Source organism: Candidatus Nitrotoga arctica (assembly GCF_918378365.1).
Classification (GTDB): domain Bacteria; phylum Pseudomonadota; class Gammaproteobacteria; order Burkholderiales; family Gallionellaceae; genus Nitrotoga; species Nitrotoga arctica.
The window spans coordinates 3,135,106-3,154,037 of sequence record NZ_OU912926.1 but is presented as its reverse complement, the minus strand read 5'-3'; the positions used below and the strand labels follow the sequence as shown (position 1 = coordinate 3,154,037).

General features: G+C 49.1%; 17 protein-coding genes and 1 pseudogene. 8 read left to right on the top strand and 10 right to left on the bottom strand.

Annotated features, from left to right (window positions below):
* Window positions 1–8: 8 nt before the first annotated feature.
* The 3 genes and pseudogenes from purH to dusB form a co-directional block, all read right to left on the bottom strand.
* The gene (purH, locus tag MKZ32_RS14550; RefSeq protein WP_239797925.1) at window positions 9–1,574 is read right to left on the bottom strand and encodes a bifunctional phosphoribosylaminoimidazolecarboxamide formyltransferase/IMP cyclohydrolase; all 1,566 of its coding nucleotides are present in this window, start codon (window positions 1,572–1,574) and stop codon (window positions 9–11) included.
* A gap of 104 nt (window positions 1,575–1,678) precedes the next feature.
* A pseudogene (locus MKZ32_RS14545) lies at window positions 1,679–1,927 on the bottom strand (helix-turn-helix domain-containing protein); the annotation flags it as partial.
* Window positions 1,924–2,931 carry a tRNA dihydrouridine synthase DusB gene (gene dusB, locus MKZ32_RS14540; RefSeq protein WP_239797924.1) on the bottom strand — a complete coding sequence of 336 codons (1,008 nt, stop codon included), beginning with the start codon at window positions 2,929–2,931 and terminating at the stop codon, window positions 1,924–1,926. The pseudogene MKZ32_RS14545 and the gene dusB, both read right to left, overlap by 4 nt.
* Window positions 2,932–3,018: 87 nt before the next feature.
* Between dusB and MKZ32_RS14535 the strand changes: the two genes are divergently transcribed.
* Both MKZ32_RS14535 and MKZ32_RS14530 read left to right on the top strand, forming a co-directional pair.
* A complete protein-coding gene (locus MKZ32_RS14535) occupies window positions 3,019–4,176 on the top strand; it encodes a UbiH/UbiF family hydroxylase (protein ID WP_239797923.1) in 1,158 nt (385 codons plus the stop codon).
* Between the two features lie 18 nt (window positions 4,177–4,194).
* Complete coding sequence (locus MKZ32_RS14530; RefSeq protein ID WP_239797922.1) at window positions 4,195–4,896, top strand: DsbC family protein; 702 nt, start codon at window positions 4,195–4,197, stop codon at window positions 4,894–4,896.
* 415 nt (window positions 4,897–5,311) lie between these two features.
* Here the strand turns inward: MKZ32_RS14530 and MKZ32_RS14525 are convergent, their stop codons facing one another.
* The 4 genes from MKZ32_RS14525 to MKZ32_RS14510 form a co-directional block, all read right to left on the bottom strand.
* Window positions 5,312–6,220, bottom strand: coding sequence for a PEP-CTERM sorting domain-containing protein (locus tag MKZ32_RS14525; protein WP_239797921.1), 909 nt, complete (start codon window positions 6,218–6,220; stop codon window positions 5,312–5,314).
* A gap of 351 nt (window positions 6,221–6,571) precedes the next feature.
* Window positions 6,572–6,907 carry a chaperone modulator CbpM gene (locus MKZ32_RS14520; protein ID WP_239797920.1) on the bottom strand — a complete coding sequence of 112 codons (336 nt, stop codon included), beginning with the start codon at window positions 6,905–6,907 and terminating at the stop codon, window positions 6,572–6,574.
* Entirely contained in the window at window positions 6,897–7,850 is a 954-nt protein-coding gene (locus MKZ32_RS14515; protein ID WP_239797919.1) for a DnaJ C-terminal domain-containing protein, read from the bottom strand. The genes MKZ32_RS14520 and MKZ32_RS14515 overlap by 11 nt, the downstream gene beginning before the upstream one ends.
* Window positions 7,851–8,002: 152 nt before the next feature.
* Complete coding sequence (locus MKZ32_RS14510) at window positions 8,003–9,409, bottom strand: cytochrome B6 (protein WP_239797918.1); 1,407 nt, start codon at window positions 9,407–9,409, stop codon at window positions 8,003–8,005.
* Between the two features lie 485 nt (window positions 9,410–9,894).
* Between MKZ32_RS14510 and MKZ32_RS14505 the strand changes: the two genes are divergently transcribed.
* From MKZ32_RS14505 to MKZ32_RS14490, 4 genes are all read left to right on the top strand, one after another.
* Complete coding sequence (locus MKZ32_RS14505; protein WP_239797917.1) at window positions 9,895–10,977, top strand: hypothetical protein; 1,083 nt, start codon at window positions 9,895–9,897, stop codon at window positions 10,975–10,977.
* Window positions 10,978–11,276: 299 nt separating this feature from the next.
* Window positions 11,277–11,909: a hypothetical protein gene (locus tag MKZ32_RS14500; RefSeq protein ID WP_239797916.1), complete on the top strand. Its 633-nt coding sequence runs from the start codon at window positions 11,277–11,279 to the stop codon at window positions 11,907–11,909.
* Window positions 11,906–12,529 carry a hypothetical protein gene (locus tag MKZ32_RS14495; RefSeq protein WP_239797915.1) on the top strand — a complete coding sequence of 208 codons (624 nt, stop codon included), beginning with the start codon at window positions 11,906–11,908 and terminating at the stop codon, window positions 12,527–12,529. Before MKZ32_RS14500 ends, MKZ32_RS14495 begins: the two co-directional genes overlap by 4 nt.
* Window positions 12,530–12,744: 215 nt before the next feature.
* Window positions 12,745–14,046: a S1C family serine protease gene (locus MKZ32_RS14490; RefSeq protein ID WP_239797914.1), complete on the top strand. Its 1,302-nt coding sequence runs from the start codon at window positions 12,745–12,747 to the stop codon at window positions 14,044–14,046.
* 133 nt (window positions 14,047–14,179) lie between these two features.
* On the opposite strand, the gene MKZ32_RS14485 is transcribed toward MKZ32_RS14490, so the two are convergent.
* Together MKZ32_RS14485 and MKZ32_RS14480 are read right to left on the bottom strand one after the other, a co-directional pair.
* The gene (locus tag MKZ32_RS14485; protein ID WP_239797913.1) at window positions 14,180–14,572 is read right to left on the bottom strand and encodes a hypothetical protein; all 393 of its coding nucleotides are present in this window, start codon (window positions 14,570–14,572) and stop codon (window positions 14,180–14,182) included.
* Window positions 14,573–14,646: 74 nt separating this feature from the next.
* Complete coding sequence (locus MKZ32_RS14480) at window positions 14,647–16,191, bottom strand: FAD-dependent oxidoreductase (RefSeq protein WP_239797912.1); 1,545 nt, start codon at window positions 16,189–16,191, stop codon at window positions 14,647–14,649.
* A 348-nt stretch (window positions 16,192–16,539) separates the two neighbouring features.
* On the opposite strand from MKZ32_RS14480, the gene MKZ32_RS14475 reads away from it, so the two are divergent.
* Window positions 16,540–17,208 (top strand): thiamine pyrophosphate-binding protein, encoded by a 669-nt coding sequence (locus tag MKZ32_RS14475; RefSeq protein WP_239797911.1) that lies wholly within the window; start codon window positions 16,540–16,542, stop codon window positions 17,206–17,208.
* A gap of 13 nt (window positions 17,209–17,221) precedes the next feature.
* The gene (locus tag MKZ32_RS14470; protein WP_239797910.1) at window positions 17,222–18,271 is read left to right on the top strand and encodes a thiamine pyrophosphate-dependent enzyme; all 1,050 of its coding nucleotides are present in this window, start codon (window positions 17,222–17,224) and stop codon (window positions 18,269–18,271) included.
* A gap of 83 nt (window positions 18,272–18,354) precedes the next feature.
* Here the strand turns inward: MKZ32_RS14470 and MKZ32_RS14465 are convergent, their stop codons facing one another.
* On the bottom strand, window positions 18,355–18,903 hold the full coding sequence (locus tag MKZ32_RS14465) for a DUF488 domain-containing protein (protein ID WP_239797909.1): 549 nt from the start codon (window positions 18,901–18,903) through the stop codon (window positions 18,355–18,357).
* Between the last annotated feature and the right edge of the window lie 29 nt (window positions 18,904–18,932).

Sequence of the window (18,932 nt, the reverse complement as noted above, 5' to 3'; positions counted from 1 at the left end):
TAAAGCTTCTAATGTCTAAAATGTCGATAACCCGTAAACACCATCACCAGCCCATGTTCATCCGCTGCTGTAATAACTTCTTCATCGCGCATGCTGCCACCGGGCTGGATGACTGCTCTCGCCCCCGCTTCTGCCAGTACGTCTACGCCATCACGGAACGGGAAGAAGGCGTCTGATGCGACGACTGAATCAACCAGGCTACAAGCTGCATTTTTTGCCTTGATTGTGGCGATACGAGTGCTATCTACCCGGCTCATCTGTCCGGCGCCTACGCCTAGCGTGTGTCCATCTTTGCAGAACACGATGGCATTTGATTTCACATACTTCGCTACGCGCCAGGCGAACAGCAGATCCTGTAATTGTTCAACGCTCGGCTGTGCTTTGGTAACCACGCGCAATTGCTCGGCTTGTACGTCCAAAGTATCAGGTGATTGCACCAGTAAGCCGCCATTCACTCGCTTAAAATCGTATTGATTGTGCGACTTGGACAGTGGCACGGTGAGCAAACGCACATTTTGTTTTGTTGCAATGACCTGTCGTGCTGCTTCGGTAAATGAAGGCGCAATAATCACTTCAACAAATTGATTGGCCATAATAGTGGTTGCGGTATCTGCATCCAGCTCGCGATTAAAAGCGATGATGCCACCAAATGCGGAGGTGGGATCCGTTGTATAAGCCAACTTGTAGGCATTGAGTGGTGCATCGGCAATGGCTACGCCGCACGGATTGGCGTGCTTGACGATGACGCAGGCTGGTTGCTCAAATGTCTTGACACATTCCCACGCTGCATCGGCATCGCCAATGTTGTTATAGGACAATTCCTTGCCTTGCAATTGGGTGTAATTGGCAATGCCACCCGGCACCGCATTCAGGTCACGGTAGAAGGCTGCATTTTGATGTGGATTTTCGCCGTAGCGCATGTCCTGCACTTTGGCGAAGTTGAAGTTGATTTGTGTCGGGTACTCGCTATGTGTGCCGTCGGTGTGAATTGTAGTTAGGTAATTGCTGATCGCACTGTCATATGCGGCAGTGTGCGAGAAAGCTTTTTTCGCCAGATCGAAACGCGTGGCGTTGGAAACCGCGCCGCCATTAGCATGCATTTCGGTCAGAATGGTACCGTAGTCTTTCGAGTCAGTGACGATGGCTACATGTTGATGATTCTTCGCTGCGGCCCGCACCATGGCAGGTCCGCCAATATCGATATTCTCGATGGCATCGGCCACTGTGCAATCGGGTTGGGCAACGGTAGCGCCGAACGGATATAAATTCACCACTACCAGATCAATAGTCGGAATGCTGTACTTCTCCAATGTGGCGACATGTTCCGGCAAATCCCGTCGCGCCAGAATGCCGGCATGGACTTTCGGTTGCAGAGTTTTCACGCGTCCATCCAGCATCTCGGGGAAGCCAGTGTAATCGGCCACTTCCGTGACCGGAATGTCATTGTCGGCAAGTATCTTGGCTGTGCCGCCAGTGGACAGGATGGTAACGCCTAGTTGATGCAAACCCTTGGCGAATTCCAGCACACCGGTCTTGTCCGACACACTGATGAGGGCTTGTTTGATTGCTGCCATAGTTAATTTTTTTCTTCGTTCGTTTTAACCAGTTGAGACCTTTGAACAGCTCTTCGTTCGGGACGGGTATTTGGCCGCAAGTTCGAAGTTTGGCTCGGAGTACTGTGTTGCTGAATTTTCTTGCGTAATGTATTGCGGTTAAGGCCTAATAATTCGGCTGCTCGCGTCTGGTTGCCGCCCGCATGTTGTAGAACGGCTTCGATTAATGGCTTCTCAACACAATTCATCACCATGTCATACACTGCACATGAGGGGTTCTCGCCATCGAGATCCTTAAAATAATCGTCTACTGCCTTGCGCACATATCTCGCAACGTCGTTCTCTCCTAACAAACAATCCTCTTCTTTTTTCATGCAGCCAGCTCCTCAACGTACTGTAGGCGCTCGCCGCCCTGTAATTGCCTATCAAAAAAATCATTTACCGCCATTAATTGTTCTGCGCTGCTTTCCAGTTGATTCATATGATGGCGAAAGTGTGCAGAACCAATCAGGCCTTTTGTGTACCAGGAGATATGTTTGCGCGCCACGCGCAAGCCCGTGTGTTCACCATAGAATGCGTAAAGTTCATACACATGCTTAAGCAGCACGCGATGCACTTCGTCCACTTGCGGTGCGGGTAGATGTGTGCCGGTCTTGATGAAATGCTCGATCTCACGGAATAGCCACGGACGCCCTTGTGCGGCGCGCCCTATCATCACGGCATCCGCGCCAGTCTGCTGTAAAACGTAGCGGGCTTTTTCCGGGGTGGTGATATCGCCGTTAGCGATAACCGGGATGTTGACGTTGGCTTTTACTGCGGTGATTGTGTCATATTCCGCATCGCCGGTGTAAGCACAAGCACGAGTCCGGCCGTGAATGGCGAGTGCCTGAATGCCGCTCGCCTCGGCGATTTGGGCGATACGAATTGCATTACGGTTTTGCTTATCCCAGCCGGTACGTATTTTGAGCGTCACCGGCACGGCCACCGCGCTTACCACAGCCTCTAATATTCGCGCTACCAGCACTTCATCTTGCAACAGCGCGGAACCGGCCATCACGTTGCAGATTTTCTTCGCGGGACAACCCATGTTTATGTCGATGATCTGCGCACCTTCATCTACATTATATTGTGCGGCTCGCGCCAGCATTTTGGGATCGGCACCGACAATCTGCACCGAGATGGGATCGACTTCGCCGTCGTGATTGGCGCGCCGCTTGGTTTTTTCAGATCCGTAGAGCAAAGAATTGGAAGACACCATCTCGCTCACCGCCATGCCTGCGCCCATACTTTTGCACAACATGCGAAATGGACGATCGGTCACCCCCGCCATGGGGGCAACGATCAGGTTGTTCTTGAGGTGATAGGGACCGATGCGCATGACATTTTCCGAAAGGAGGCGGATTATAAATTAATCAAACGTCCCGTGCTATCATCACTCGTCCAGAAGTGAAAAAATATTTTAGCGATGACATTCGACGTCCTGATTATAGGCGGCGGTCTGGTTGGTGCCAGTCTGGCCGCAGCGCTCAAGTCCAGCGGGTTGAACATGGCTCTGGTGGAAACCCAACCCACCGCTTTCTCTAATGAGGGCTGGGACAACCGGATGTATGCTATCAGTCCCGGCGGAGCTGCCTTTCTTACGCAATGCGATGCGTGGCAACAACTGGATATGAACCGTGTGCAGCCGGTCGAAACCATGCGCGTTTTTGGCGATGAGGACATGGAGCTTGATTTCAGTGCTTATCAACTGGGCGTGCCGGAGTTGGCGTTCATCCTGGAAAATCGTCTGCTGCAGCAAGTGTTGTGGCAAGGATTACAAGAGCAGGACAATTTAACCCTGTTTCACCCGGCGCACTGTGCCAGCCTGGTCTGGCATGATGATGCCGCGTACCTGCAACTGAAAGACGGGCGGACGCTCAAGGCAAAACTGGTGATCGGCGCGGATGGGGGGAATTCCTGGGTGCGACAACAGGCCGGTATCGTTGCACCGCCCACACTTTATAATCAGCATGGCGTAGTTGCGAACTTCACAGTCGAAAAATCACACCGAGCCACGGCTTTTCAATGGTTTCAGCCGGACGGCATTCTCGCCTTGCTGCCATTGCCGCAGCACATGGTTTCAATGGTGTGGTCGGTAAGCCCGGAGAAATCAGAGGTCTTGCTGCAACTGTCGCATGAAGAGTTGTGCGCACAAGTTGCGGCTGCCTCGCACCATACCCTGGGCGCACTGCAACTGGTCACCCCACCAGCCGCTTTCCCGTTGCGTTTTTTGAACCTGCCACAAATCATTAAGCCACGTTTGGCGCTGGTGGGCGATGCCGCGCATAACATACATCCTCTTGCAGGACAGGGGGTCAACTTGGGTTTCCGTGATGCACGCCAGCTGGCGCAAGTGTTGCTACAACGTGACGCACAACAAGATTGCGGTAATATACACTTGTTGCGTCGTTATGAACGTGCGCGTAAGGAAGATGTTCTTTCCATGCTGCTCACCACTGATGTTCTGAAAAAATTGTTCAATAACAGCAATCCGCTGCTGCGCGCCGTGCGCAACGTTGGTCTTGCGGCTACCAACCGTATTGCACCGCTGAAAAAAATGCTGGCGCGCCACGCACTCAATTAACTTCTTCAGGAATTCATCATGATTAAATTGTTTCTGGTACTGTTTGCCGCGCTTTCCTTTTCTTATGCTCATGCCGATGCAGCCAAGGTCAAAGACATTCTGCAAAAGAATTATCCACAGCTTGGCAAGATTGACAAAGCCAGCAAGGCCAATATTCTGGGCCTGTATGAAGTGGTGGCGCAAGGCCAGCTGTTTTATACCGATGAGAAAGCACAGTACCTCATTAGCGGCAACATCATTGACCTGAAGACCATGCGCAACCTGACGGAGGAGCGCTCACGCAAATTATTCGCGATAGACTTTAACAGCCTGCCCTTCGATCTTGCAGTAAAAAGAGTTAAAGGCAATGGTCAGCGGAAGATGGCTTATTTTAGCGATCCGAATTGTAGCTTCTGCCAAAAGCTGGAAAGTGAATTGAAAAATGTGGATAACGTCACACTTTATTTATTCATGCTATCCATATTCCCTGGCTCCGACAAAAAGGTACAGGGTGTTTGGTGCAGCAAGGATCAAGTCAAAGCGTGGGACAATCTGATGCTGAACCACGTACAACCGCCTGCCGGAACATGCGATGCTCCTAACGCGAAACTAATGGAACTAAGTCAAAAATTAAACATAAATGGCACCCCGGCATTGATCTTTGCGGATGGTGTTCTAGTTTCTGGATTCAGACCTGCCGCAGAATTGGAAAAGTCATTGAATAGCACCTTGAGTCGCTGATTCTTTTTGCATTGTTTCCAGTTTATGGTTAGCGGATTCAAGGCCCACTGACATGCCTCTGAATCCGTGTTCCGTTGAATTATTTGTACAGATACGCTAGAGACCGCGTGTTTTGTCTTGTTTAGCGTATCACGTTCAATATCCCAACTCCCCAATAGGCGCAGGTAGCTATAAGTGAACACCGTCAGGTGCAAAGACGCATCGTTGGTATTAATTTCCCCGACAGTTACCCCTCCAGATACAGCTCCATTTATTTCAAAATGGAGTTGCTCTTTATCAGCCGCTTATGGCGGCAGCGGCGGTGCTGACCTATCCGCGGGGTTCTTGGCGATTAATTCAAGCGATCGACTAAGTCGAAAGAACATAGAAAAAGGCCGCACAAGTGCGGCCTTTTTCTTGCTGTGTTGTAACCTATTTATGCAGAGCGTTTTCGGCGTGTCAGCGCAAACGCGAAAAATCCGGCTCCCATTAGCGCGAATTGATTTGGCTCCGGTACCGCCTCAACTGCCGAGGTATTGATCGAGTAGCCGCTTTGCCCTGCCTCCAAGGGATTGGTGGATAACCTGTTCGTCCAGTTGATCGTTCCGTTCCCGATAGCCGCGACCGCCGCCCAGCTGTAAACATTAAAGGCGGCCGTGCTGCCATAAATGCCGTCTAGCTCGAACTCGACTTTGGCGTTGCCGCTATCGATGCTCGAACGGTCGCTGGTGTTACCGAGATAAAGATCGATGAACATTAGATTTTGCGCAGTCGCGGGATCGTTAATGTTCTGGCCGGAGTAGAACGGCAATGACCACACGCCCAAGGTGCCCGGTCCAGGCTTTGCGGTCTGCGGACCATACATAAAATCTCCCGCCGTGAACACTTCGTTGATAGCGCCCGATACATATGCCGGGTTGACGGGTGCCGATCCTGTTGCTGTCCATTGATAGCCGCTGGATTTAATCTTAAGGCTGAAGTCGTCGTTGATCGGGCCGGTCATGGAAAACATCAGGATAAGAGAGTCATTGAATCCGCGGCCGCCTGTCGTTGTGACGTAAAAACTTCCCGATGTGGAAGAAGTGTCGATATTTTTTGTAGTGACCTGACCGAAAAGACCGGCGATCGTGCCGTCGGTTGAAATGTGCAACTGGTTGAGCCCGCCGCCGGGCGCGTCGATGTAATAAGTGTCATTCGGCCCCGCGCCATTTTGCGCGCCGTTGTCGTTCGATACCGCAATATCGATTTGGCGGTTGTTTACCAACGGTACTGCTACGGCGACGGACAAACTCGTCATATAAAGTAATGTCAAGCAGACGATGCTTAGCGCCATTCTTTTTTTCATGTTTCCCCCTAAATATTTCGCTGTACCGGACGATAGAGCGATAGGGGCGTAGTATACAAATTGATATAGCGGTTTGTCAATTTGCGTTCGGTCACGCGCACGAGCGACGAAACGTCTGATTATCCGTCTGTCATGTCTGTTTCACCTCCGCGGAAAACAGGGAGCTGACTGAAATAATTTCAGAAGTTCAGTACGTCTTCGCCTTGTTTTATCCATGCATCCTTGTCCTGATGGAGAGGGATCCATTTAATGGTGGAGTCATAACGCCTCCTTAGTGCGGCCATACCTTCCTGCTTATGCGAATAGGTAAGCAGAAGCAGTCACTGAAATTTACTGAAAAATAAAACAGATTCAGGACGTGCTAAAAATTCGTCCTGGCAGTTGCGTGCGGAGGTCGTGTAATTGGGTTTCGAGATTATGAATTCGAGTGATGAGAGTCAGAGCTACAGATAGTCCCTGTGTATCAAGCTCGAAATCGTTGCGTAAGCGACATGCTGTTTTGGCCACAACAAGACAGCCTGCATCAAAAATCCATTCTGCCGAATCCGTATTGACCGGCACAATGGCACCGCAGTCCACCAGTTCGCTAAGCTCCACTTCCGACAAACCCGACATCTTGGAGAGATCTGCCAGCGACAACTTTTGATATTGATCTATCCAGAGTACTTCGGTGAGTTCAATTTTCATGGCTTGTCTCCTGTTCAAAATGTCCGCGTGGATTGAACGTTGAGATATCCGCCAAGTCTTTGAAAATAGACCGTTCTCGCTCGCTTAGCACGGTAGGCACTACGATTTGTACGATCGCGAAAAGATCGCCTTCGCCATCGTGCGGCTTGGGCAATCCGCGCTTGGGGAGCCGCAGTTTTTGACCGGCATGGGTACCCGGCGGCACTTTGAGGCGAACGGGTCCGGCCAGTGTCGGAACTTCCACGGCGGCGCCAAGTACCGCTTCCCACGGTGTCACTGGCAAATCCAGGTAAAGATCATGAGCACTGACGCGAAATAGCGAATGCGGGTGTAGAGCGATATTGAGATACAAATCTCCATTGCGTCCACCGTTGAAACCCTTACCGCCCTTGTCCGGCAGACGAAGCCTTTGCCCATCCACAACCCCTTTGGGAATTCGTGTTTTGAATGCTCGCGACACGCGATTCAGGTGGCCATGTTCATCGTATTCGGGAACGTTTATATTCAGATTCACTATCGTGCCCTGATAGGCATCCTCTAAAGTAATGTGGGCCGTAACCTCATAATCCTGTCCTGGCACCGGAATATTGCTGCCTCGCTGATTTGAATTGGGTCTACCCCCTGTAAGCCCTGCAAAGAGATCAGATAAATCGATATCGTCAAATGAGAAGGGCGCGCCACCATATTGTTTCCCCCAATCCGGGGGTGGTCGAAAGTCCTGCCCCGATTGATGACTACCCAGCTGATCATAAGCGGCACGCTTTTCCGAGTCTTTGAGAGTCTCATAAGCTTCGGAAACTTCCTTGAATTTTTCCTCAGCATTAGCTTCTTTGGAAACGTCTGGATGATACTTGCGCGCGAGTTTGCGATAAGTCTTCTTAATTTCCTCTGTAGTAGCCGTTCGTTCGAGGCCAAGAATGCTGTAATAGTCTTTATATTTCATAAATATTATCCAAAAGGAAGGTGCTTGGGTAAGGTTGACCGTGCCTGACACCAAGCCAACCATGACCCCGCACCTTTTGAACTACCAATACAAATATCGATGGCAAATCAATCAAATAAAGCGGGCGATAGTCTGTTTCTTGATCAGTTTTTTTAAAGCGCCCGCAAAAATGCGACCAAATCTGTTTTTTCTGAAACCGATAAATTGGTCTCCAGCACTAGATTGAAAAACTCGACAGTATCTTCCAATGTGAGTAGTCGTCCATCATGTAAATAGGGTGGGGAGTCCTTAATGCCGCGTAACGGAAAGGTTTTAATCGGACCATCGGCACTGGCCATGCGACCATTTATCATGCGTGGCTTGAAGAAACGTTCTACTTTCAAGTTATGCATGAGATTGTCAGTATAGTAGGGGCCTGAATGGCAACTGGCACAATTAGCTTTGCCGAAAAATAGTGCCTGCCCACGCATTTCTGACTCGGTGGCTTTATTTTGATTTAGTTTGCCGTTAATCCCTAGTTTCGGAGCAGGCGGAAAATCCAGAAGCTCCTGAAATTCCGCCATAAAATGAACCTGACTGCCACGTTCGAGAACGTTAACGCCCTTTTTCGTAGCGATTACCGGATCACCGTCGAAATAAGCCCCGCGCTGTTCGAACTCGGTGAAGTCTTCTACGGATTTGAGTGCCCGCTGCGAGCCGAATAACCGCTGGATGTTCACACCGCGCAAGGATGGCGTATCAAGACGATGGCGGAATTCCTGAGGACGGACATCCCCCGCCAAGTGGGTCGGAGCAATGGTGTGCCCATTGGCATGACAATCGAAGCAGGCAACCCCCCGGCTCGGACGAACGGAGCGTCGATCTTCCGTCTGGTTGAACTGTTGCTGTGGGAAGGCGGTCAGCAACAACCTTAGTCCTTCAATTTGTTTGGGATTTAATATTCCGTTGAATAATTCGTAATAATTGTCCATAGTGACTAGCTTGCCCTGCGAGACGTCACCGAGGTCAGGCCGTGTAGTCAAGTATATGGGCGCAGGGAACTCGGGTAAAAAACGATCCGGTAGATCAAAATCTAAATCGAAGCGCGTGAGATCGCGCCCCTCTTGCTTCTTGATTTCGTCGATTAGAAGCTTGGGAAAGACCATGCCACCTTCTGGGTGATTTGGATGAGGAAGCGGAAAGAAACCCGCCGGAAATAGATCTTTCTCACGAATTTCTTCGGGGCTCATTGCCGCGAGGCTCTCCCAGCGCATCCCCTTCGGCAGTTTGATCCGTACTCCTTCTTGAACTAACTTACCACGGGACATTGTGATGCGGTTAGGGGAGCGGTCGTTCAGGTCGTAGCGCCTATTTAGCAAATCCATCTGCCGGTTCATCACTTCAGGCTTCTCGGCTTTCATCCGAGCCAGTACGTCAGGGAAGCTCTCTTTAATGACAACGGGAGCATAGCTCGAGGTCGTTTTTGCCGGTTCGTCAGCGTAGCCAACATTGAAGATCGAGTGTGATGTAACGAGGATTCCCAAAAACTGCCTAAAGTAACGTAACATTATATATCTCATGATGTATCTCCTGATTCAGTCGTAGATTTTAATGAATGATGGATTCGGTGAAATGGCATCTAAAATTAAAACGTAGGCGTTTACTGATTGAGAATGCATTTTGACTCCTCACAGTTTGTAAACTTATGATTAAGGCTTAATGCATATTTCAACACGGGCGGAAACAACTTTCCAGGTTGCAATATGTAGTGAATCAAAACCAATGTCACCGCCCCTCTAGCCGCTTGAACCTTAGTCGTATAATTAGATAAAGTCAGTACGCTAGCGTACATAAAGGCATTGAAATAACTGAAATAATGAAACTTTAACTATTAATTTCTTAAATATAGTTAAAGTTTGGTAAAAGTGGTGAGGCGCAAAAGGCATGTCCATTTAACGTGGATACCCTAATGATTGTTATCAAAAAATAAGTTATTGTTGGTTATGTAAATAATTTACGTACAAAATAGTATTCCCCTTAAACAGAATATGGCCGCTTAATAAAAATGCGATATATTTCTCTATTTGGTCTGCTAATGTTTCCTTTCATGGCTTTTAGTCAAGGCTATGAAAGTAAAAATGAAAAGACGCATGTCCCGCAAGATGCCTCTTACTCGAAGGTTATTGAAAATAACAACAATGCTTATGCGTCGGCAACTTTAGGGAATGGGGTCGCGTATGGTGGAGACCTAACTGGCGATAAATCCATGCAATGGAAACCCTTTGAATTAAGATTTGGCAAAGAAATTAATATCCCCGCTTTCATTTCTGATAAGTTTTTCTTAAAGAATGAAAAATTTCGTTTTGACTTTATTCATTTCAACGAAGGACATCCTTATAATAATCATAGAGATGGGTTTGGAGCTCAGATGGTTTACAGGAATCAATTGAACCGTAAACTAAATTTAGAACTTGGACTCGGCCCCTACTTTAGTATGAATACCACAACAATCAAGGGGGTCGAAATCAATGATGTAAAATTGGGGGCTTTGCTTTCAGTTGCGGCCTTGGTAGATATTGAACGATTTTCTCCAGGGTTGCATATGCGATATGCACTAAACCATGTCACCATGCCAGGCGCACATTCCTCAATTGCCTTGCTTGTGGGTGTCGGAAAATACTTTGATCAGGCTCCTTCAAGCATTCAATTAGGGTCCTCTGGGAATCCGATTTGGCTTGGAGTGACTGGAGGTATTGCCCAAACCAATCATAGAGGATCAGAGGGCGTCCCGGGATTTTGCGTCGAAGCAAAAAAATATTACGGTAGCCATTGGGGGGTTTCGATTGCGGGAATTATGGAAGGTGACGACGATGTTCGAGTGGATCGTAATGGCGTAGCTGTCCAAGGATGGTTCGTACAACCCCTGAATGAAAATTGGGCTGCCAGCGCGGGTATTGGACCCTATGTAGCGACTAATCAACGAGGATCGGACAATTTTCAATTGCACGGCTTGATTACACTTCAGGTCGAACGCTTTATTACCAATAAATGGAAAGGCCTTGTCAGTTTTAGTCGAGTCGCCACCTTTACGGAAGAAAACGATCGAGACCTTTTTAGAATAGGTGTCATGAGACAGTTTGGTACATAACAGTCACTTTCAGGCTCGTTTCATGCTTGGAGAAATTTAGACTTATTTTGAGAATGGTTTTCAACATTAAATCTGTGTATTTGTCAACGATCATTGAAGATATGCGTTTTTATTAAATATATATTCAAAATTTTTAGAGTTATCACGGGATAGTTTGGAACTGGATTCAATGATCATTGTCTCTAATGTGGGTCATGTGTTTTATGGAACACCAGAGTGGGATCGCTTCTTAAGCGTATGAGGTTGCAATTCTGCAAATCGGATTATTACGTATGCTGAATTATAGGGATATAGACATAATGAAGACATCCAAAATCAGCCTGTCATTAACTGTAATCACAATGTTGTCGGTTGGAACATTGATGAGCGAAATGGCGTTTGCGGCAGGCTCATGGAGCGGTGGTGGACAGGCAACGGGAGGACGTGGTGGCTCCGGATTTAGTGGTGGCGGACACGCAGGCGGAGGTCGCGTAGGGGGGCCTGGGTTTAGTGGTGGGGGTCGTGCAGGCGTAGGTCGTCCAGGCTTTAGCGGCGGCAGGTACGCAGGCAGTGGCTGGAATCGAGGTAGGAGCGTTGGTATCTACTTGGGTGCACCGATTGGTTTCCGCTACGGATCTTATCCGTACTCATACTACGGAGCCCCGTACTATGGGGCATCCTATTATTATCCTCCTGCGCCCGCTTATTACCCGCTGATGCAACCCGCGCCAGTGACTTACATCGAGCGAAGCGACGAACCACAGGTCGCGACACAAGAAATACCGAATGATTCGTCGCAAGATGCTCAGCAGTCATGGTGGTATTACTGCGTTGATGCTAAAGCCTACTATCCATATGTTAACCAATGTCCAGGAGGATGGTTGCGGGTCGCACCTCAGCCCGCGCCTGATTCAGACGGTCAACCTGCTTCAGATAATGCACCTGCCTCATGACGCTTACATTGCGGCTCTCGTTTGTACTGGCGGCAGTTCTGGTACTGGGTGGTTGCGCGTCGGTACCGACCGGCCCCGGTGTACTTGTGCTGCCGGGGACGGGGAGAAACTTTGATCAATTCCGCTTGGATGATGTCGATTGCAGGCAATATGCCAGTTCTCAGATAGGGGGCGGCACGGCAAATGCAGCAGCGACTGATAGTGGCGTAAGAAGCGCGGTGATCGGAACTGTAATCGGTGCTACTGCGGGCGTATTGTTTGGCGGCCATAACAGCGTAGGTGTGGGTGCTGGTTCTGGATTGCTCATTGGTTCTATGGCAGGAATGGGCACGGGTGAAAGTTCAGGGTTCAACCTTCAGCAGCGTTACGATTTCGGATATCAGCAGTGTATGTATGCGAAAGGCCATCGTGTTCCCGTATCGGGGCGCTTGGATTATTCGCGGCAGCCTGTCAGGCAGAGCAATTATGTATCTTCACCCACTCCGAGCAATTCGCTATCGCCTTCTGCCGGTGCTTCTGTGCCTCCGCCTCCTAGTGGCGTCCCGTCACCCCCGCCGTCCTCCGACGCTTTCATATTACCGCCCCCACCGAGCGGCTCGTCTGTTCCACTATCTCATTAACGGTACCGTTATTTTCACATTTGAAATACTCTAAAGTATTGTTATAGGTTGACGAAAAACAATATGGATGGGATCAAATGCAAGTAAGATTTTTTTCTTACCATCCAGATGCCGCTGGATTATTCATATAAGTGATTGTAGATATAGTCCGCAAAACTAAATAACTTTATATTCCCAGTATAAATGGGATCATATTCATTATTAGCGAGACAAAAATGAAACTTAACTTAATTGGAATAATAGCCAGCCTTCTTTTGATCAGCGTAATTTCTGCCCATGCTGAGAACGACGAAGATGTCTTCTCAAAGGCACAGCACTACACAGTACAAATCAGGAAAGCCGTAACTATTCCATTTGGAAGCGATAAAAAAGGTACTGCGTTCGGAGCCGGGTTCGTGGTGGATACAAAGCGTGGCTGGATTATGACCAATGCCCACGTGGTGTCACGCTCACCAGCACGGTTGGAAGTTGCATTTTTTGGCAGGAAATTCGTCCCAGCCAAAAAAGTTTATGTTGATCCTTTCCTTGATCTGGCCATTATTAGTATTAATGAAGAAATGCAAAAGGCTACCGCAGCCTTACCTGAATTAGAGTGTACAAACTTGCCCGGAGTTGGCCGTACGGTGGGCACTTTCGGTCATCCCAACGGCTTGAAATTTACTGGGACGCGCGGCATCATATCTGGACATACCGCTAAATATGAATCGGAAATGCTACAAACTGACGCTCCAATCAACCCCGGAAATTCGGGTGGACCGTTGATCAGTCTATCTTCTGGTCGTATTGTTGGGATAAATACTTCCAGTATGAACGATTCCCAAAACAGCAACTTTGCCGTGCCAATGCAATATGCTTGTCGCGTGCTAGAACTGTTGCGTGAAGGGAAAGATCCTTCGCCCCCTGATTTGCCATTGGCTTTTTTCAAGGCACCCAACGAGCAAATGCAGCTCAAAATTGCCCGTAGCCTGATTGATCCTGTCAAATTTGATATTCGGGCAGGTGACGAAATCATTGGTGTGCCGGATGTGGTCGAGTCCGTCGAAAATGAAACCCAACTTATTCATGCCCTCCGCGGAAGATTGGGTAATGTTGCTTTACGAATCAAGCGTGAGGGGCAAGAACTTGTAATTAATGGAAAACTGGAACCCGTAAAAAAAGTTAACGACAAAACTTGTATTATGTTTTCTGGCGTACTTCTTTGCGAGACTCCGCCCTATATGGGACGAGATGATTTCAATCCGGGCAAGATTGCCGTTTATTTCGTCGAAGCAGGCTCACTGGGGGATTTCAATGAAATTGAAAAAATGGATATGTTGAATTCCGTCAATGGAAAGAAGATAGAAACGCTAGATGCGTTCTATTCAGTGCTCAAAACGTCGCAGGAAGAGAAAAAGCCAATTAACTTTGTTTTCAGAGATACTGGGGGAAAAGGTACACCTTCCTATTTTACTTATACCGAGCGTACACTTCCTGTCGAAAACCTTACCTGGGTAAGCAATGAAAAAAATGGGAGTTGATTCATTGCTTTGATGTTATTAAGACTTGGTCTGACAGTTAATGATTTTGAGTTGATAGAACCATTGACATATAAAGCTCATAAAACCCATTAAAAAATGGCTCGTCCGCTTTCCGAAATAATCCATTCAAGCTTTACCACTCTTCAGTTAACTGGAATCTGGCGGGCAATAAATCTATTATTTCTCGTTGTACCAAAGTATTATATTCTTCATAGAGGGTATCGCGACAGTGAGCTAATTCTTCGCCAAATTGCTCCATGAACTTCTCGCCTTTCCATATCCATTCAACCGGAATGCACACTTCCAGTTCATTTTCGATAGGAAAATTGGATAAAACAACTCCAACAGCTTTCACTTTCAGTCCAGCTTGAGTAAAGTTTTTAATAAAAACTATATCTTCAGTCCTAATCCTCTGGAATGTTTTAAATAAAACGGCTTTCCTTTCTATCGAGTTATCTATGCATACCACTCCCTGCTTAAAAAACTTTTCCGAATTATGTTCATCTATTCCAAAAAAAGCGGTCATTGTTTCCACCATTCCAAATTTAATTTTTTATGAAAATGACGATTATTAAGAACTCTGGTCTCATGAAATTTTACTCACATTTTCTTGGCTAGATTTCTTTCAAATTCGACTTCCGCGCGTAAGCACTCCAAATCCCGGTGAACAGTAGCCACTGCCAATTTTTTGGCGCCGCGACGATATGTGATCGTGCAGTTTCGCGTATCAGCGTCAAGCTGCCCGTCGATCTCGGCTTTGTCCCACTGCTCAGCATGGCCGACATAAGCAAGGCCAAAATCGTACTGCTCGGTCCAGAAGAATGGAACAGCGTCAAAACGTTCCCGCTGTCCAAGCATATTGCGCGCCGCGGTCTGTCCCTGACGCTCAGCAACAACCCAGTGTTCGACACGGATGTGTTCACCGGTAAGCATATCTGGCCAGCGTGCGATATCACCAGCCGCAAATATGCCCGAAACACTCGTTTCAAGGTATTCGTTCACCGTGACACCACGATCCGTGGCCAATCCTGCCTGTTCCGCAAGTGCGATTGATGGACGTACACCAATGCCAACCACGATAAAATCGGCTTGAATTATTTCTCCGTTCTGCAATGTGATGCTATGAGCGTCGATCGAGGTAGCAGTCGTATCGAGATGGAACGTCACGCCATGGTCTTCATGGAGTTTGCGGATGAACTTTCCGACATCCGCTCCCAGAATTTTCTCCATAGGATTTGTCTCTCGTCCAACCACATGTACTTCGATGTCACGATTTCGAAGTGATGCTGCTACCTCCAGTCCGATGAAGCTTGCACCGATTACTACTGCTCGTTGTGAAGTCAGGGCCTTGGCGATAAGCACGCGACTATCGGCTAGTGTGCGTAAATAATATACATGAGGAAGATCTCCACCAGGGACTTCAAGCCGAACAGGTTCGGCGCCAGTGGCGAGCAGCAGGGCAGCATAGGTAAACCGGCTACCATTCTCTAGCTGCACGTACCGATTCGCTGTGTCGATCGTGGTTGCTCGAGCGCTCAACTTCAAATCGATGTCATGCTCCCTGTAAAATTCTGGTGATCGGAGGAGATTGAATTCTTCAGGTGTTGTGCCTGCAAGATAACCTTTCGAAAGATTGGGGCGGTCACAAGGCTCGGATTCATCAGCGCTCAGCATCGTGATACGACCAACATAACCCTCCCGACGGAGCATTTCCGCAGCAGCATTACCAGCAGCGCCACCTCCTAAAATAATAATCGGCCCTTGCAGGCTAGTCTCGATTAGAGAGGGTTGTTGCCCTTGAATTTCGAGCTTCTCACGAACATATACAATGCCATCTAATTGTTCGACGCGCCAACAAGAAATCGGGTTGAGCGCTGGCGCGCGCAACGCTTCTCCGGTACGCAAACTAAAGCAGGCATGATGCCAAGGACAACGCAAAGTATCGCCCACCAGCAATCCCTCATTCAGCGGCGCTCCATAGTGTGTGCAGAAAGCACCAATGGCGAACAGTTCGTTGCCGGATCGCGTGAGCAGAACAGGTTCACCATGTGCATGCCCGAGTAACATCTCGCCTTCTGTCACAACGGAGTGTGCAACACCTGTCGCGAAATTCAGTCCGTTCAGTTTTGTTTCTTCTACATTCATTTTTTTCGATCGAAGTGCATAACACTTCTCCTTAATTATAGGAATAAAACTTGAACAATGACTCAAAAGTACTGATGCCTCATTATAATTATCTCCGCAATTCTGCATGTGTTATGTGCGATAACGTACAGAAAGCTCAATGTTTTTAATTTACCCTTTAAAACATGAAACTATCGATGCCGAATACATTCGCCACGCTCTGGCACTGACCGTGAAATGTAAGCGATGTCATTGGATTTCTGAAATATGAAATATGTCAGTCAGATGTTTCCCTGGTGTATTCTTTAAGCTGCCCTCTGTTTGAATTCATTGCCAGATTGCCGCACGTAAATCCGTCAGGAGAATCGTATGAGCCGCACCGTGGCTGAACAATTGGTCGAAATGCTCAAGGCTGCTGGTATCCGCCGCATTTATGGCGTCACTGGCGACAGCCTGAATTTCTTCAACGACGCCCTGCGCCGCGATGGCAGCATCGACTGGATTCACGTCCGTCATGAGGAAGTCGGCGCCTATGCTGCGATGATTGAAGGCGTGCTTGGCGGGATTGGTTGCTGCGCTGGTAGTGCCGGGCCAGGCCATGTTCATCTGATCAACGGTCTCTATGACGCTCATCGCTGGGGGGCGCCGGTTCTGGCATTGGCCTCGACCATTACCTCTGATGATTACGGTACTGAGAGCTTTCAATCCACCGACCTGCACATGTTCGACGGATGCAGTTACTATAATGAGGTGGCGACGACACCACAGCAATTGCCGCGGATGTTGCAGCAGGCGCTTCAGCACGCCTGGAATCGCAAGGGCGTGGGTGTGTGCGCTTTTTCTGGCGATCTGATGACGTGCAACGCCGATGATGACGCGCTGTGTGTCGGCTTGTATCGGCCACAGTCGGTTCTGCGTCCCTCCGATGTAGAAATCCAGCTATTAGCGGAGCTGATCAATAGTTCCGAAGACATCGGCATCTATGCGGGCATCGGCTGTGCTGATGCCCGTACCGAGGTGATCGAACTGAGCCGATAAGCTCAATGCGCCCATGGCCTATACCCTTAAGGCCAAGATGATGTTGGAATACGACAATCGTTATGCAGTTGGGTTGACGGGTCTGCTCGGCAGCAAGGCCGGCGCTCGCGCCATCACCGGCGGCAAGCTGTTGCTCATGCTCGGCAGCGATTTCCCCTGGAAGGAGTTTCTCGACAGCTCGGTCAAAATCGTACAGATCGACACCAAGCCAGAACGGCTTGGGCGGCGGGTTGCATTGCACATGGGCCTGTGCGGTGACATCGGCCCTACACTTCGGGCGCTGCTGCCATTAATCAATCCCAAGACCGATGACCGCTTTCTCAATGCCTGCGTGGCTGACTATGCCGAAGTGGATGAAGATCATCGCGTGCATGCCGCGGATCCCGGCGAAGAAAACCTGATCAAACCCGAATTTGTCGCCGCGATGATTGATCGGCTAGCCGACGACGATGCCATTTTCACCGCGGATACCGGCATGAACACGGTGTGGGCGGCGCGCTATTTGCACGGCACCGGGAAGCGCACGCTGATGGGTAGTTTTTCGCACGGGTCCATGGCCAATGCCATGCCGCAATCTATCGGCGCCGCCCTGCACTCACCCGAGCGCCAAGTCATCGCATTTTGTGGCGACGGCGGTATCTCGATGCTCATGGGTGACTTGATGACCATCGCCCAATACAAACTGCCGATAAAGCTGATCGTTTTTAATAATCGCAGCCTGGGTATGGTCGAACTGGAAATGCAGGTAGCCGGCTTGCCCGATTGGCAGACTAAGATGATCAATCCCGATTTCGCGATGGTGGCCGAGGCTTGTGGCATCCGCGGTTATTCGATCGCTAATCCCGCCAAGCTGGAAAAGGCTCTCAAGGAAGCATTGCTGCATAACGGTCCGGCGCTGGTCGAGGTGTTCACCAACTCACATGTACCGACTCTGCCGCCGCACACCTCGGTCGGCGTAATGTCCCGTTATATACAGTCGCAGGCCAAGCTGGCGCTGGGAGGACGGATGAACGAAGTCTGGGACGCGTTTAAGACCAATCTCAAATACATCCGCGATCTGTGATATGCCAATTGAGCCACACCCAGTATCTTGTCGCGATATAGCGCCGTGCTGTTGTTAACAGTATCAACGATCGCGAACCAGAATCAGGAGGGCATCTCATAAGGTGGATAAGTTATTGTCATGCCATCTACCTTGACAAAAGAAGTTAGCGCATGTGCCTGAAGGCGCGCTCTGCTGACAATTTCCTCGACGTGGATGCCGTGTACTAACAACGCGTCGGCAATTAACGAGCGATGGCAACGCCACGGGACAGCTTCGGCGCACATCAGCGCCACCCGTTCATGCGTTGCCAGTTCCATCAGGCCCGTCAGATTTTCTGCAAATTCGGCAGTCTGCATATAGTCCGCATAACCGCGGAATGAAGCATTTCGCCAACCCATATTCGGAGACTCCGGGCTCGCGCGGCGGAAGCCTCCCAAGCCGGTAGCGTGCGCATAGCGGGTTCCGATAAGTTCAAGTGCGATCGGCAATGTGTCGCCGTTGAATTGCGGGTTGTGACGAGATCTTGGCACGCTACGCACATCAATGAGACTTGTAACTGAGTGGGCCTTAAGCAGATCGATAAACTCTTCCAGAGGTCGTGTGGAATGCCCCACAGTCAATACGATAGGTTGAGAGCCTTGCTTTATCATTTTTTCCGATCAGGTAGTGTGTGCATCAG

Coding starts and splice junctions, on each gene's coding strand:
- MKZ32_RS14520 (WP_239797920.1), bottom strand. CDS start 6,907: ATGAAAATTGAACTCACCGAAGTACTCTGGATAGATCAATATCAAAAG.
- MKZ32_RS14535 (WP_239797923.1), top strand. CDS start 3,019: ATGACATTCGACGTCCTGATTATAGGCGGCGGTCTGGTTGGTGCCAGT.
- MKZ32_RS14495 (WP_239797915.1), top strand. CDS start 11,906: ATGACGCTTACATTGCGGCTCTCGTTTGTACTGGCGGCAGTTCTGGTA.
- MKZ32_RS14510 (WP_239797918.1), bottom strand. CDS start 9,409: ATGAGATATATAATGTTACGTTACTTTAGGCAGTTTTTGGGAATCCTC.
- MKZ32_RS14505 (WP_239797917.1), top strand. CDS start 9,895: ATGCGATATATTTCTCTATTTGGTCTGCTAATGTTTCCTTTCATGGCT.
- MKZ32_RS14490 (WP_239797914.1), top strand. CDS start 12,745: ATGAAACTTAACTTAATTGGAATAATAGCCAGCCTTCTTTTGATCAGC.
- MKZ32_RS14515 (WP_239797919.1), bottom strand. CDS start 7,850: ATGAAATATAAAGACTATTACAGCATTCTTGGCCTCGAACGAACGGCT.
- MKZ32_RS14470 (WP_239797910.1), top strand. CDS start 17,222: ATGGCCTATACCCTTAAGGCCAAGATGATGTTGGAATACGACAATCGT.
- dusB (WP_239797924.1), bottom strand. CDS start 2,931: ATGCGCATCGGTCCCTATCACCTCAAGAACAACCTGATCGTTGCCCCC.
- MKZ32_RS14485 (WP_239797913.1), bottom strand. CDS start 14,572: ATGACCGCTTTTTTTGGAATAGATGAACATAATTCGGAAAAGTTTTTT.
- MKZ32_RS14530 (WP_239797922.1), top strand. CDS start 4,195: ATGATTAAATTGTTTCTGGTACTGTTTGCCGCGCTTTCCTTTTCTTAT.
- MKZ32_RS14525 (WP_239797921.1), bottom strand. CDS start 6,220: ATGAAAAAAAGAATGGCGCTAAGCATCGTCTGCTTGACATTACTTTAT.
- MKZ32_RS14480 (WP_239797912.1), bottom strand. CDS start 16,191: ATGAATGTAGAAGAAACAAAACTGAACGGACTGAATTTCGCGACAGGT.
- MKZ32_RS14465 (WP_239797909.1), bottom strand. CDS start 18,903: ATGATAAAGCAAGGCTCTCAACCTATCGTATTGACTGTGGGGCATTCC.
- MKZ32_RS14475 (WP_239797911.1), top strand. CDS start 16,540: ATGAGCCGCACCGTGGCTGAACAATTGGTCGAAATGCTCAAGGCTGCT.
- purH (WP_239797925.1), bottom strand. CDS start 1,574: ATGGCAGCAATCAAACAAGCCCTCATCAGTGTGTCGGACAAGACCGGT.
- MKZ32_RS14500 (WP_239797916.1), top strand. CDS start 11,277: ATGAAGACATCCAAAATCAGCCTGTCATTAACTGTAATCACAATGTTG.